Below are 13,444 nucleotides of genomic sequence, written 5' to 3'. Positions count from 1 at the left end.
CGCCTGTTTCCAACTTCACAGCGTGCCGGTCGAAGCCCACTTGAGCGCTCGATGAACGACGATCAGCTTCTCCGCTATTCCCGACACATCCTCGTTGATGAAATCGGCATCGAAGCGCAACAACGCTTTCTCGATGCGCACGCCATCGTCATAGGCGCTGGTGGGCTAGGATCGCCTGCCGCCATGTACCTGGCAGCGGCGGGTGTCGGTGAGATCACGCTGGTCGATGCAGATTCCATCGATCTCACCAATCTCCAGCGTCAAATTCTGCACGTCACCGCGTCGGTTGGTAAGCCGAAGGTGGACTCCGCCCGCGACGCGCTCACTGCGCTCAACCCCGGTGTGAAGATCAATACCGTCGCCATCCGCGTCGGCGCAGACTGGCTTAACACGCACGTTCCCCGCGCCACTGTTGTACTCGATTGCACCGATAACTTCGCCACGCGCCACGCGATCAACGCCGCATGCTTCGCCCACGGCGTGCCGCTCGTCTCCGGCGCCGCACTTCGCTTCGACGGCCAGATCAGTACCTTCGACTTCCGCTCCGCCGAATCGCCCTGCTACGCCTGCGTGTTCCCCCCCGACGATGCGTTCGAGGAAGTCGCATGCTCGACCATGGGCGTCTTTTCGCCGACGGTGGGCATCATCGGCGCTATGCAGGCGGCCGAGGCGTTACGGGTGATAGGCAGGTTCGGTACGACGCTCGAAGGCCGCCTGATGATGCTCGACTCGTTACGCATGGAATGGAACACGATGCGCATCACACGGCAGGCGACGTGCCCCGTGTGCGGAACGCATGTGAAGAAATAGTGTGTTCAGTAAGCCAGATCAAGCCTAGGGCGGCGGTCATCGAAAGCCTTGCTCGCCTAACGGCCCCGCACTTCGGCGAACGCCCATTCCAGCCGCTGTCTCAAATTTAAGAGTTCTCCAATTTTCCTGATCGCCGGGCCGCCTTATCTTGGTCGCTGGCCTTTCAACGCAATTGGAGAAACACGTGAGCGAGACTTCGACCCGAAGCACACAACGCGGCAGGACCGAAACGGAATTTGCCCGACCTGGCGGCCCGGCAATCAGTGGACCCGAAGGCATCCTCTACGATTTCAACTACGGTTGCCGTGTCCAGGTGCCGGTTGACGGCTGGCGCGTCCGCATGACCGACGTCGATACGTTCAACGTCCTATTTGACGAAACTGTAGAAGCCAACGCTGTGGTCAGAAGCAGACGCAAGTATTTCGTGCGCTTCCTGCTGGAAGTGTTCGATGGCGAGCGGCTCGTGTTCTCCCACGCATTCAACGCCGCGAACAAGAAGGTTGCATTACGCATGACCCCGCTCGCGCTGGGCGATTCGCTCGCGTGGTTGCCGGTCATCGATGCCTTCCGCGAGCAACATCAGTGCGAGATCGCCATGCCTTTGGCGGCGCATTTGCAGCCGCTTTTCCGCGATGGTTATCCGCATTTGAAAATCGCTACGGATGACGAACTTGATCGCCAAAAAGACACGTACTACGCGACGTATTACCTCGGTCTGCTCAAGCCATTCTCTGAACGCGATCATCAACCCACGGATCCGCGCGTGAGCAACATGCAAGGACATGATGGCGTATCTGCTGGGCGTGCCGTGTGAGGAACGCCGGCCGAACGTGGTCATTGCGGATAAGACGCGCACGATTGCCGAGCGCTATGTATGCATAGCGACGCAATCCACCGCGCAATGCAAGTACTGGAACAATCCGCGCGGCTGGCCGACGCTGATCGAGCATTTGAAAACGCTGGGTTACCGGGTGTTATGCATTGACCGCGACAAGCAGTACGGCAATGCGCAACACATGAACACCATGCCGGAAGGCGCCGAGGACTTCACCGGCAACCGGCCATTGCAGGAACGCGTGAGCCTGTTGCATCACGCGGATTTTTTTATCGGATTGGGAAGCGGGCTATCGTGGCTTACATGGGCAGCAGGCACGCCCGTGGTCATGATCAGCGGTTTCTCGCATCCATCCACCGAGTTCCGCACGCCGTATCGCGTGATCAATTTCCAGGGCTGCAATAGCTGCTTCAACGACCTGACCACCGAGTTCGATTCCGAGAATTTCGCCTGGTGCCCACGCCGCGTCGACAAGGTGCAGCCGTTTCAATGCACGGCCATCATCACGCCTGAGTTCGTGATGCGCGTGGTCGATAAACTGATCGCCGAGCGCGGCCTCGCTCAGATCTTCTGAAGCAACGCCAGCGCGGCGAGCAATTCCGCAGGCTCATACGCGGCGAGCACGTCCTCGACCGGCTTTTGCAACGCCTTCAGGTCCGCGCGCAAAATCTCCTGCTTGACCACCAGCAACTGGCTCGGGTGCATCGAAAACTCGGTGAGCCCCATGCCAAGCAGCAAGCGCGTCACGGTCGGATCGCCGGCCATTTCACCGCATACGGAGACCGGCACGCCGGCGGCTTTCGCCTCACGCAGCGTGAACGCAATCAAGTGCAGCACCGCCGGATGCAGCGGGTCGTAGAGATGCGCGACGGCGTTATCCGCGCGATCGATGGCGAGCGTGTACTGGATCAGGTCGTTGGTCCCGATCGACAGGAAATCCAGCCGCTTCAAGAACAAACGCACGGCAATTGCGGCAGCCGGAATCTCGATCATCGCTCCGATCTGCACGTTGCGATCGTAGTCGATACCGGCGTCGTCAAGCTGACGCTTCGCTTCGTGGATCAAGTCGAGCGTCTGGTCGATTTCCTGCGCGTGCGCGAGCATCGGGATCAGAATCTTCGCGCGGCCAAACGCCGATGCCCGCAAGATCGCCCGCAACTGCGTCATGAACATCTGCGGCTCGGACAGGCTCCAGCGGATCGCGCGCAAGCCCAGCGCCGGATTTTGCGCGGTCTCGTATCCGTCACCGCTGCCCATCGAGTCGATCGGCTTGTCCGCGCCCACATCGATTGTGCGAATGGTCACCGGCCGGCCGTTCATCAACTCGATCGCGCGCCGGTAAGCCTCGAATTGCTCTTCCTCTTCCGGCAGCTCGTCCTTGTGATTCATGAACAGGAACTCGCTGCGGAACAGTCCGACGCCCATCGCGCCTGCGTCGAGTGCCGTCTTGGCGTCATCGGGTAATTCGATGTTCGCGCACAAGTCGATCTTCGTGCCGTCCAACGTTTGCGTAGGCGAGAACTTGAGGCGCTGCAGCTTGCGCTGCTCCAACACCTTCTCACTTTGCCGATACGAATACTCTTCCAGCACGATCGGCGCCGGATCGACGATCACAATGCCGTGATCCCCGTCCACAATGATCAAGTCGTTCTGCCGGATCAACGTACTCGCCTGCTGCACACCGACCGACGCAGGAATACCGAGACTACGGGCCACGATAGCGGTGTGCGACGTACGGCCGCCGAGGTCCGTCACGAAACCCTTGAAGGCCTGGGTCTTGAACTGCAGCATGTCGGCGGGCGCGATGTCATGAGCGACCACGATCATGTCGTTGTGGCCGTTGGTCGCGGCGCCATCCACCACAAGCGTCGCCGTGGACGGTGCGCCCGCGAGCGCCTTCAGCACGCGCTCCACCACTTGTTGAATATCGGCTTTACGCTCGCGCAAATACTCGTCTTCGATATCGTCGAAATGGCGGCTCAGGATTTCAAGCTGCTCGGTCAGCGCCCATTCCACGTTGTAGCGGCGCGTACGCACGAGGTCGATAGTTTCGTGAACGAGCATGGCGTCGTTCAGGATCATGGAGTGGACGTTGATGAACGCCCCCATCTCGCTGGGGGCGTCCGCGGCCAGATCGTCGCGCAGTGCGTCAAGCTCCGCGTGCACCTGCGCCTGCGCTGCGTGAAAGCGTTCAATTTCATTGTCGATGCCATCCGGTTCGACCAGATAGTGATCGACATCGAGTGCCGCCGCCGCGATCAGATACGCGCGGCCGATGGCGATGCCGCGCGAGACGGGAATTCCATGCAGCGTGAACGACACGCGCACCTCTCTCTAGTTATGGGTGGTTCACGGTTTTGTCGCATCCCCGGCTGACGATGCGATCCGCGCACCATTATAAATTCGAACGTCATCCGGCACGCTGTGCAGCGCAGCAACTTTCTGTCACAAAACGCCGCAAGTTATTGCACGATATGTCATGGCGATGGACACAAAAAAGCCGCGTCGATGCGCGGCTTTTTTCAGTGCTGCTAGCAGGACAACGTCATTGTCCTTCGCCAAATTTATCTGCGATGAGCGCGAGGATGGCCTTCATTGCTTCGGCTTCGTCGGAGCCTTCGGTTTCTATCGTCACCGTGCTGCCGATTCCCGCCGCGAGCATCATCACGCCCATGATGCTTTTCGCGTTGATCCGGCGGCCGTTGCGGCTCATCCAGATCTCGCATTGAAAGTTTCCCGCCAGTTGCGTTAGCTTGGCTGAAGCACGTGCGTGCAACCCAAGCTTGTTCACGATGGTTGTTTCCTGTTGCAGCATGATGCTCCGGGCGCTAGGTGAGAGGGCTGACGCAATGCAGCTTGGTCAATGCTTTTTAACGGTCTTTTTAACGTGCTGCTGGCGCGCTCGACTCAGTGACTTGCCACCTTGGCGGGCATGCAACTGGTCGCGGCAGCACCGACTGCGCAACTTGCGGCAGCAGCGGCCGCCGCGGTCGCCATCGCGCACGGATTGGAGGGCGTCGAGGCATCGAGTTCCTGGATGCCCTTCGATCCACCTTGCAGCGATTTTTCAGCCAGCGTATCGAGCGGCGTGGTCCTGTAACAGACCGCGCGCACGAGCATCGGCAAATTGACGCCGGCGAGCACGCGAACCGTGCTGCTTGCCAGGCTTTGCGCGATATTCGCAGGCGTTGCGCCAAACACGTCCGTAAGTACGACAGCGCCGTTCTCTTCCTTCAGGCGGTCGATTTCGGAACGCGCGAACGCACGGACCTCGACGGGATCGCAATCCGGCATCACATCGATCACACCAATGCGTGCGGGCAAACCGCCATAAATGTGGGTAATGCACTCCCGTAACGCCGAAGCGAACGGAGCGTGCGCAATGATTAGAATGCCAGCCATGTCAGAGTGTGCTGCCCCAAAACGACGAGATGCGTCGGAAATTGCGGGAACTTGCTTTATATATGCCAATTGCGCTGCCAAACTGCTTAAACGGCGCCAAACGCGACTGCAACATCGATCCGTGTGCGGAAATATCAACAAGCGCCAATACCTAAGCTTAGTCGGATTTCGCACGCTATGCGCAGCGTTATGCACTGCAGCAAGTTTCCACTTTCAATTTCGGGGCCGGATCGCGCCACGAAACGAATCTCATGAGGGTGAGATTGTAACAGTCCGCGAGAAATCAACGGGCAGACTGCCCTCGTCGACAGTCACCTCTAATTTTCATCGTCCTGCTACGGTCGTACTAAGCTGAAGCAGCGCGTTCCAATGCATCGATGAACATGCCGGCGACATCGAAGCCCGTCTGGTCCATGATTTCACGGAAGCACGTCGGGCTCGTCACGTTCACTTCGGTCAGGTAGTCGCCGATGGCGTCGAGCCCGACCAGCAGCAAGCCGCGATCGAAGAGCGTTTGCCCCAGCGTTTCCGCGATTCGGCGGTCGTTCTCGGTGAGCGGTTGAGCGCGGCCCAATCCGCCTGCGGCCAGGTTGCCGCGCACTTCGTTGCCTTGCGGAATGCGTGCAAGCGAATACGGCACGGGTTGTCCGCCGATCAGCAAGATGCGTTTGTCGCCATCGGCAATTTGCGGGATGAACTTCTGCGCCATGACGCTGCGCGCGCCGTTGTCGCTAAGCATTTCCACGATCGTGCCGAGATTCATGCCGTCAGCCTTCACGCGAAACACACCCATGCCACCCATGCCGTCGAGCGGCTTCAGGATCACGTCGCCGTGTTCTGCATGAAAAGAGCGCAGACGCGCGGCGTCGCGAGTGACGAGCGTGGGCACGACGAATTGCGGCCATTCGCCAATGGCCAGTTTCTCCGAGTGATCGCGGATCGCGCTCGGCTTGTTGAAGACGCGCGCGCCGGTGCGCTCGGCCAGCTCCAGCAGCCACGTCGACGTCACGTATTCCATGTCGAACGGCGGGTCTTTGCGCATCAGGACGGCATCGAAATGCTTGAGATCGAGCACCTCCGGCGCTTCAGCCACGTGCCACGGCGAGCGCGCTGAATCGGCTTCGTCGCCGACTATCTTCACGCGCTGCACGGTCCCTTCCACCTTGCCGCCAACCCACGCCAGATGCTGCGGCTCGCACGCGTAGAGCGTGTGTCCGCGACGCGCGGCTTCGGCCATCATCGCGTAGGTCGTGTCTTTGTAGATCTTGAAATGATCGAGCGGATCGGCGATAAAAAGGATGTCCATAAGCGTCCAGAGCGGCCATTCGGCCTTGATTTGATCGGTATGAGTGCGAGTGCACGGTTGCTGCCGGTCTTGCAGTACGCGATTTTTAACACGTCGCGCGCCTTCGCGCCTGAAGTGCAAACGGCCGCAACTTCGTGCGGCCGCCATCTTGCAGTGAAGCTTAGACCTGAATCGCTTCCGGATCGGTCTTTTCCAGTTCCAACGATGCCGCGAGCAACCCTAACCGCGCCACCACGCCATACATATAAAAGCGGTTCGGCGGTGCGGCGCCGGGCTTTGCGTGGGTATCGGGGAGCGCGGTGTGCTCGAAACCGAGTGGCACGAAATGCATGCCCGGCGCGTTGAGGTTCTGGTCGCGCTCACGAGAATCGTGCACCCGATAAAACCCGCCCACCACATACCGGTCGATCATGTACACCACCGGTTCGGCAACCGCGTTTTCCACGCGCTCGAACGTATGCACGCCTTCCTGCACGATCACGTCGTGGACTTCGAGGCCGTCCTTCGCGTCGTTCATTTTGACGCGTTCGCGTTTGGTCAGCGCGGCGACTTCACATGCATCGTGCACGGTCATGACGCCTTTGCCGTACGTGCCGGCATCGGCCTTGATCACGACGTACGGCTTCTCGCTGATCCCATACTCGCGATACTTTTTCGCGATCTTCTTCAACACGCCGTCGATGGCTTCAGCCAGCGCTTCCTCGCCCGTGCGCGCCTCGTAGTCCACGCCTTCCACATGCGCGAAATACGGGTTGATCATCCACGGATCGATCTCGACAAGCTTGGAAAACTTCTTCGCGACGTCGTCGTAACAGGAGAAGTGATTGGACTTGCGGCGCACAGCCCAGCCCGCGTGCAGCGGCGGCAACAGATATTGCTCGTGGAGATTTTCCAGCACGGGCGGGATGCCGCCGGACAAGTCGTTGTTCAGCAGGATCGAGCAGGGATCGAAGTTTTTCAGCCCCAGCCGGCGCGGCGTGCGCTCGAGCGGTTCGAGGACGATCTTCTGCCCATCGGCAAGTGCGATTGTGACCGGTCCGTGAATGTTCTCATCGAGCGTGCCGAAGCGGATATTCAGCCCGGCCTGACGCATGATCGTGGCGAGCCGCGCGACGTTCTCGAGATAAAACGCGTTGCGCGTATGGCGCTCGGGAATCACCAGTAGGTTCTTCGCGTCGGGGCAGATCTTTTCAATCGACGCCATCGCGGCTTGCACGGCAAGCGGCAACACTTCCACCGGCAGGTTATTGAAACCACCGGGGAACAGGTTGGTATCGACAGGAGCGAGCTTGAAACCGGCGTTGCGCAGGTCCACCGAGCAGTAGAACGGCGGTGTGTGTTCTTGCCACTCCAGCCGGAACCAGCGTTCGATGGACGGCGTCGCGTCGAGTATCTTCCGCTCGAGATCGAGCAAGGGGCCGTTTAAAGCCGTAACGAGGTGCGGAACCATTGATGACTCGCGGACTTAAGAGGAAAGATTGTAGAGCAAACGCCTCACGTATTTGGGTATGAACTCCCTTTTCCCAAGCCTATTAGCACGATGCGTGTCGCCGTTTGCACCAATCCCGTCTGCCAGAAACAGTAACCTTGCACAAAAATCAGACAAAAAAATGCCCGCCGGTAAGTGGGCGGGCAAAATCGCTGCGCTTATCTCGGAGCCGTGCTGCTATAGCTTGCGCTCGAATCCGGGGATAAAACCGCGGCCTCTCGCGCCCGGTTTCATCCCCTTCGAAAACATTGCTTATTCGACGTGTTCGCCATGCAGCGTCACGTCGAGACCTTCACGTTCCTCTTCTTCTGTGACACGCAGACCCATGACCATGTCGATCACCTTCAGCAGGACGAAGCTGACCACGCCGCTGTAAACCAGCGTGGTGAGCACGCCCTTGGCTTGCAGCAGGACGCTGCCGTCCGCGCCGCCAATGTCCTTGACCGCGAAGATGCCGGTCAGGAGCGCGCCGAGAATACCGCCAATGCCGTGGACGCCGAACGCGTCGAGCGAATCGTCGTAGCCGAGCTTCGTCTTGAGCCACGTTGCCGACCAGAAGCAGACAACGCCAGCCAGGATGCCGATCACAAGCGCACCCGTCACGCCGACATAACCCGATGCCGGCGTAATCGCCACCAGACCTGCAACCGCGCCCGAGATGATGCCGAGCACCGAAGGCTTGCCCTTCGCCAGCCACTCCGCGAACATCCAGCCGAATGCAGCACATGCGGTCGCGATTTGCGTCGTGAGCATCGCGAAACCGGCACGGCCGTCAGCCGCCACTGCCGAACCCGCGTTGAAGCCGAACCAGCCGACCCACAGCATCGATGCACCGATCAGCGAGAGCACCAGGTTGTGCGGCGCCATGACTTCGCGGCCGTAACCGACCCGCTTGCCGAGCACCAGGCAGCACACCAGGCCTGCGATACCGGCGTTGATGTGAACCACCGTGCCGCCTGCGAAGTCCAGGATGCCGGCCGCCGACAGCCAGCCCGTCGGTTCCCAGACCATGTGCGCGATCGGCGAGTAGACGACCAGCGACCAGAGGCCCATGAACACGAGCATGGCCGAGAACTTCATCCGGTCGGCGAACGCGCCGGCGATCAGCGCCGGGGTGATGATCGCGAACGTCATCTGATAGACGAAGTAGACGGACTCAGGAATCGTCGGAGCCAGGTGGCTGACGGTCAGGGTGGTCGCCTTGTCGCCTTTGATGTAGTTCATGCCGTGCAGGAACACCCGCGAGAAGCCGCCGATGAACGAGTTACCCGGCGTGAACGCAAGGCTGTAACCCACCACGGTCCAGATGATCGTGACCAGGCAGCAGATTGCGAACGATTGCATCACGGTTGCGAGCACGTTCTTCTTGCGGACCATGCCCGCGTAGAAGAGCGCGAGGCCCGGGATCGTCATGAACAGAACGAGTGCGGTGGAGGTCAGCATCCAGGCGGTATCGCCGGCGCTGATCTTCGATGAATCCACGGAGAACGGTTCCGTCGGCGCGGCAGGCGCTGCGTCGGATGCACCGGAAGCCGGAGCGGCGGCGGAGGCTGCCGTTGCCGCGCTGGCGGTGTCGGGTGCGCTTGCAGGTGCTGCTGCGGTCGTGTCTGAAGCCGCGGCAGATGCAGCCGCTGGCGCGGATGCATCCTGCGCCATCACGGTGCCGACGCTGACTCCTAGCAGCGACCCCGCCATCAACAAGGACATCAATAATTTACGCATTCTTCTGTTTCCTCTTATCGCCGAATCTTTTTTTAGAGAGCATCCGCGCCGGTCTCACCGGTGCGAATGCGAATGACTTGTTCAATCGGGGTGACGAAGATCTTGCCGTCGCCGATCTTGCCCGTGCGGGCCGCGCGCTCTACCGCCTCGATCGCCTGGTCGACGATGTCGTCGGAGACCGCCGCTTCGATCTTCACTTTCGGAAGGAAGTCGACCACGTACTCGGCGCCGCGATACAGCTCCGTGTGGCCCTTCTGGCGGCCGAAGCCTTTTACCTCGGTCACGGTGATGCCCGAGACGCCAATAGCCGACAACGCTTCGCGTGCTTCGTCGAGCTTGAACGGCTTGATGATTGCGGTAATGAGCTTCATGTATCCCTCGCTGTGGTGTCGAACAGAGTTGGCGCTTTAGCGCCTTAATCTGGTCCCATGCCTGATCCCTCGCTGCCTCATGCCCGTCGCGAGCGGCGTCTGATGCGCCACGCCGCATTGCCGACCGCCCGGAAAAGCGCGCACGGACAAGGCCCGGGGCACATATGCAACTCGTATGCCATGCGCGTGTCTACGCATGCAGAACAAGGCTGCGGCGCACGCCGTGCGCGGGCGTAGACCGGACGGCCAGCATCGCCTGCGTGCGCTGGCGCGCACCGTGGATCGTTGCTAGAGTGCTCGCAAGGTCCAGGCAAACAGGTGTGTTTGGAAGCGCAGCATCGTGCTGCGTGGATGTGTCCCGGTTTTGATGGGGCGCCATATCGAACGCACCAAAATGGATCATCCGGTTTGCCGGAGCACTGAGCTAACAATGAATGCACCTTCATGGTGCGCAAGAGGAAAACCGTATGAAACAACCCAACGACGTATTCAATGACTTCCAGGCCAAGATGAGCGAACTGCTTAAGAATTCGCCGGCAAAGGACATTGAACGGAATATGAAAGCCATGCTGTCCCAGGGCTTTTCGAAGCTGGATCTGGTGACGCGCGAAGAATTCGATACCCAGACGCAAGTGCTCGTGCGCACGCGCGCTCGGCTCGAGGAACTCGAACAGCGAGTTGCGCAACTGGAAGTGAAGTTAGGCGGCGGACCGTCGTCGAGCAACCAGGACTGACTATCTGGTTTTGCTAAAGCGTGTCATCGGCTAAGCGAGCCGTGATGTTGGGTCATTAAGCCGTTGCCTCGTATGAACGAGGCGCCGGCAGCGGGGAAAAATCATGTCGCTTGCCGTGGTGCGCAGCCGCGCGCCCGCCCCTTGGGCGCGCGGCCGAGGTGACCGTCGAGGTTCATCTCGCCAATGGATTACCGTCGTTTTCAATCGTCGCCCTGCCCGATCTCGAAGTCCGTGAAAGCCGCGAGCGAGTGCGCGCCGCACTCCAGAACTGTGGCTTCGATTTCCCGGTCCGCCGCATCACCGTCAATCTCGCTCCCGCCGATCTACCGAAGGAATCCGGCCGCTTCGACCTGCCTATTGCGCTCGGCATTCTCGCGGCGAGCGGTCAGATTCCGGCTGAAGCGCTACTGCATCGCGAGTTCGCCGGCGAGTTGTCGCTGACAGGCGCGCTGCGGCCGATGCGCGGCGCGTTCGCCATGGCCTGTGGGGCTGCGCGGCAATATGCGCAAGCTGCACGGGCTGGAGCCGCGCTCGACGGCGCGTCCATCCGCGACAGCGACGCACGCATGCCCGAAATCTATCTGCCCTTGGGTAGTGCGGCCGAAGCGGCGCTGGTGCCGGGTATCGATATATTCGGAGCCGCCGATTTGCCCGCTTTGTGTGCACACCTGGGCGGTTCGATCGATGCCCGTCTGATGCCCATCCGCCGCGCCGCGCCCGATTCACCAGGGCGCAGGCGTGCGCCCTTGCCCGATCTCGTCGATGTCATCGCCCATCCCGGCGCGCGGCGAGCGCTGGAAGTTGCGGCGGCGGGCGGTCATCACCTGCTGATGGTTGGCCCGCCCGGCGCCGGCAAATCAATGCTCGCCGCCCGCCTGCCCAGCCTTCTCCCGCCAATGACCGACGACGAAGCGCTGTCGTCGGCAGCCATTCTTTCAGCCAGCATGCTCGGATTTTCGCCCGCGCAATGGCGCCAACGGCCGTTTCGCGCACCACATCATTCGTCGAGTTCCGTTGCGCTGGTGGGCGGGCGCAATCCGCCGCAACCCGGCGAGATCACGCTGGCGCATCTCGGCGTGCTGTTCCTCGATGAATTACCCGAATTCGACCGGAAAGTGCTCGAAACGCTGCGCGAACCGCTGGAAGCCGGTCGTATCACCATTTCGCGCGCTGCGCATCAGGCGGATTTTCCGGCAGCGTGTCAATTGGTCGCAGCGATGAATCCCGGCCCGTGCGGCTGGCGGGGCGATCCGAACGGCCGCTGCCGATGCACGCCCGAAATAGCCACGCGCTATCTGCGCAAATTGTCGGGACCGCTGCTTGATCGCATCGACATTCAGATCGAATTGCCCGCGTTGTCGCCCGCTGAGTTGTCGGGGAGAAGTGCATCGATTGGCGAAACGAGCGCGATCGTTGCCCGGCGAGTTGCCGATGCGCGCGACCGGCAACTCGAGCGGCAAGGAAAGACTAACCGCGAGCTGGACGGACGCGAAGTGGACACCGTCTGCCGGCTCGATGCCACCGGCGAAGCCTTGCTTCGCGAAGCAGGAGAACGCTTCGGCTGGTCGGCACGGGCGTATTACCGCGTGCTAAAGGTAGCGCGCACGATCGCCGATCTCGCCGCAGCCGATGCGCCGACCACCGCCCACCTCGCCGAAGCGATTCAATACCGGCGTGCATTCACGACGGCATAAACCACCACGGAAGCCGCGACGCCTGGCAAAAAGAAAAATCGCGTGTCAAGACTTGACTTATACACATTGCATCGTTCTTTGTTTCTTTAACATCTGATCAAACACCAATTTTGGCAATGATCCACAGACCATTGATTTTATTGATTATTTTAGACTGCCACGAATCGAGTCAAAGTAACGAAAGCCGCGTCGGACGGGCGCTTGGCGAGGGTGCGGTGAAGTTTTCCACAAAGTTATCCACAGCCTCTGTGGATAGCTTAAAAAACCGAGACAAATCCTAGTTTTAGCTCGAAATGCTTGCGCAATTTCTCAGGCCCGAGACGTTCGCTTCGTGTCTGCCAATTAGAGAAATATCTGCGAACGAATGGGCGCTGTTTCGTGCAAATACTTAAAAAAGTTTGAACGAGGAGAAAAACTGATCGATTTGATCGGGCGGCGGTGCCTTGGTCGAGACGATCGCGACTTGGTACGCGTGCGTGCCCTTGGCGATGAAACGCGCCCGGATCTGACGCGTTTCGCTTTTTGGGCCATCACCGCTCGTGCCGCTCATGGCAATTTCGGCGCCAACCAAGTGGCCGCCGGCCGCCACGTCAATCTGGACCGGATGTGCAGCGGGCACGGTATTGAGATTGCGTGCCAAGCCTTGTTGAAGAAAATCGAGCGCGGCGCGCTGGGTCGCCGGATCGGCATCGGGCAAGTCGACGGTGCCGACGGCGAACACAGCGTCGCCCGCCTCGGCCATCTGCATCTTCATGTGCATCGGCTTCCCGGCAATGTCGATATCGCGTGCGTCAGAACGCGGCTTGGCCGGGAAGGTGACTTCGTAGGCGTCGTCGTTGTTCTGGATCGTGCGCCAGTCGTAAGCCGGCGTGCAGGCCAACAGCGCGGCGGCGGCGAACAGCACGGCCGTTGCCGTGGCGGTCGATTTGAACAGGGTGCGCGGGGAGTTTTGCGGGACGACGCGCGTCAAGGTGCGTGAAAAAGCTCGGATCATGAGAAATGTTGCGGGGAAAACCGTGATTATCCGCTGCTGGCCCCTGATACGTTGGCGTCGAGTTTTGTACTGGATAACGCCCTGCCT

At 60.3% G+C, this 13,444-nt stretch carries 12 protein-coding genes and 1 pseudogene; 5 read left to right on the top strand and 8 right to left on the bottom strand.

The window, feature by feature from the left end; genetic code table 11:
• The first annotated feature begins 51 nt into the window (after positions 1–51).
• The 3 genes from M0D69_RS06110 (at position 52) to M0D69_RS06100 (ending at position 2,219) form a co-directional block, all read left to right on the top strand.
• Complete coding sequence (locus M0D69_RS06110) at positions 52–810, top strand: HesA/MoeB/ThiF family protein (protein WP_301781166.1); 759 nt, start codon at positions 52–54, stop codon at positions 808–810.
• Between the two features lie 184 nt (positions 811–994).
• Positions 995–1,624, top strand: coding sequence for a hypothetical protein (locus M0D69_RS06105; RefSeq protein WP_301781165.1), 630 nt, complete (start codon positions 995–997; stop codon positions 1,622–1,624).
• Positions 1,593–2,219: an autotransporter strand-loop-strand O-heptosyltransferase gene (locus M0D69_RS06100; protein ID WP_301781164.1), complete on the top strand. Its 627-nt coding sequence runs from the start codon at positions 1,593–1,595 to the stop codon at positions 2,217–2,219. Before M0D69_RS06105 ends, M0D69_RS06100 begins: the two co-directional genes overlap by 32 nt.
• Here the strand turns inward: M0D69_RS06100 and ptsP are convergent.
• The 7 genes from ptsP to M0D69_RS06065 form a co-directional block, all read right to left on the bottom strand.
• The gene (gene ptsP, locus M0D69_RS06095) at positions 2,207–3,967 is read right to left on the bottom strand and encodes a phosphoenolpyruvate--protein phosphotransferase (RefSeq protein ID WP_301781163.1); all 1,761 of its coding nucleotides are present in this window, start codon (positions 3,965–3,967) and stop codon (positions 2,207–2,209) included. The two genes, M0D69_RS06100 and ptsP, sit on opposite strands and share 13 nt — an antisense overlap.
• A 223-nt stretch (positions 3,968–4,190) precedes the next feature.
• Entirely contained in the window at positions 4,191–4,460 is a 270-nt protein-coding gene (locus M0D69_RS06090) for an HPr family phosphocarrier protein (protein WP_062090111.1), read from the bottom strand.
• A gap of 92 nt (positions 4,461–4,552) precedes the next feature.
• Positions 4,553–5,047, bottom strand: a complete 495-nt coding sequence (locus tag M0D69_RS06085; protein WP_301781162.1) for a PTS sugar transporter subunit IIA — start codon at positions 5,045–5,047, stop codon at positions 4,553–4,555.
• A gap of 346 nt (positions 5,048–5,393) precedes the next feature.
• Positions 5,394–6,353 carry a glutathione synthase gene (gene gshB, locus M0D69_RS06080; RefSeq protein WP_301781161.1) on the bottom strand — a complete coding sequence of 320 codons (960 nt, stop codon included), beginning with the start codon at positions 6,351–6,353 and terminating at the stop codon, positions 5,394–5,396.
• A 160-nt stretch (positions 6,354–6,513) separates the two neighbouring features.
• Entirely contained in the window at positions 6,514–7,803 is a 1,290-nt protein-coding gene (gene gshA / locus M0D69_RS06075; protein WP_047895552.1) for a glutamate--cysteine ligase, read from the bottom strand.
• A 291-nt stretch (positions 7,804–8,094) separates the two neighbouring features.
• A complete protein-coding gene (locus tag M0D69_RS06070) occupies positions 8,095–9,564 on the bottom strand; it encodes an ammonium transporter (protein ID WP_301781160.1) in 1,470 nt (489 codons plus the stop codon).
• A 32-nt stretch (positions 9,565–9,596) separates the two neighbouring features.
• Positions 9,597–9,935, bottom strand: a complete 339-nt coding sequence (locus M0D69_RS06065) for a P-II family nitrogen regulator (protein WP_031364354.1) — start codon at positions 9,933–9,935, stop codon at positions 9,597–9,599.
• Between the two features lie 467 nt (positions 9,936–10,402).
• Here M0D69_RS06065 and M0D69_RS06060 point away from each other — a divergent pair, with 467 nt between their 5' ends.
• Both M0D69_RS06060 and M0D69_RS06055 read left to right on the top strand, forming a co-directional pair.
• The gene (locus M0D69_RS06060; protein WP_301781159.1) at positions 10,403–10,669 is read left to right on the top strand and encodes an accessory factor UbiK family protein; all 267 of its coding nucleotides are present in this window, start codon (positions 10,403–10,405) and stop codon (positions 10,667–10,669) included.
• Positions 10,670–10,772: 103 nt separating this feature from the next.
• A pseudogene (locus M0D69_RS06055) lies at positions 10,773–12,363 on the top strand (YifB family Mg chelatase-like AAA ATPase).
• Between the two features lie 388 nt (positions 12,364–12,751).
• Here M0D69_RS06055 and M0D69_RS06050 read toward each other — a convergent pair.
• Positions 12,752–13,357, bottom strand: coding sequence for a hypothetical protein (locus M0D69_RS06050; protein WP_301781158.1), 606 nt, complete (start codon positions 13,355–13,357; stop codon positions 12,752–12,754).
• Positions 13,358–13,444: the final 87 nt, after the last annotated feature.

This window comes from Caballeronia sp. SEWSISQ10-4 2 (genome assembly GCF_030464885.1).
Taxonomy (GTDB): Bacteria; Pseudomonadota; Gammaproteobacteria; order Burkholderiales; family Burkholderiaceae; genus Caballeronia.
The sequence above is the reverse complement of the archived record's forward strand: the minus strand, read 5'-3'. Positions and strand labels throughout refer to the sequence as shown.

What these genes read in the sequence shown, in the direction of transcription:
- M0D69_RS06110 (WP_301781166.1), top strand. Translation starts at nt 52, where the DNA reads ATGAACGACGATCAGCTTCTCCGCTATTCCCGACACATCCTCGTTGAT.
- M0D69_RS06100 (WP_301781164.1), top strand. Translation starts at nt 1,593, where the DNA reads ATGATGGCGTATCTGCTGGGCGTGCCGTGTGAGGAACGCCGGCCGAAC.
- M0D69_RS06090 (WP_062090111.1), bottom strand. Translation starts at nt 4,460, where the DNA reads ATGCTGCAACAGGAAACAACCATCGTGAACAAGCTTGGGTTGCACGCA.
- M0D69_RS06085 (WP_301781162.1), bottom strand. Translation starts at nt 5,047, where the DNA reads ATGGCTGGCATTCTAATCATTGCGCACGCTCCGTTCGCTTCGGCGTTA.
- gshB (WP_301781161.1), bottom strand. Translation starts at nt 6,353, where the DNA reads ATGGACATCCTTTTTATCGCCGATCCGCTCGATCATTTCAAGATCTAC.
- gshA (WP_047895552.1), bottom strand. Translation starts at nt 7,803, where the DNA reads ATGGTTCCGCACCTCGTTACGGCTTTAAACGGCCCCTTGCTCGATCTC.
- M0D69_RS06070 (WP_301781160.1), bottom strand. Translation starts at nt 9,564, where the DNA reads ATGCGTAAATTATTGATGTCCTTGTTGATGGCGGGGTCGCTGCTAGGA.
- M0D69_RS06065 (WP_031364354.1), bottom strand. Translation starts at nt 9,935, where the DNA reads ATGAAGCTCATTACCGCAATCATCAAGCCGTTCAAGCTCGACGAAGCA.
- M0D69_RS06060 (WP_301781159.1), top strand. Translation starts at nt 10,403, where the DNA reads ATGAAACAACCCAACGACGTATTCAATGACTTCCAGGCCAAGATGAGC.
- M0D69_RS06050 (WP_301781158.1), bottom strand. Translation starts at nt 13,357, where the DNA reads ATGATCCGAGCTTTTTCACGCACCTTGACGCGCGTCGTCCCGCAAAAC.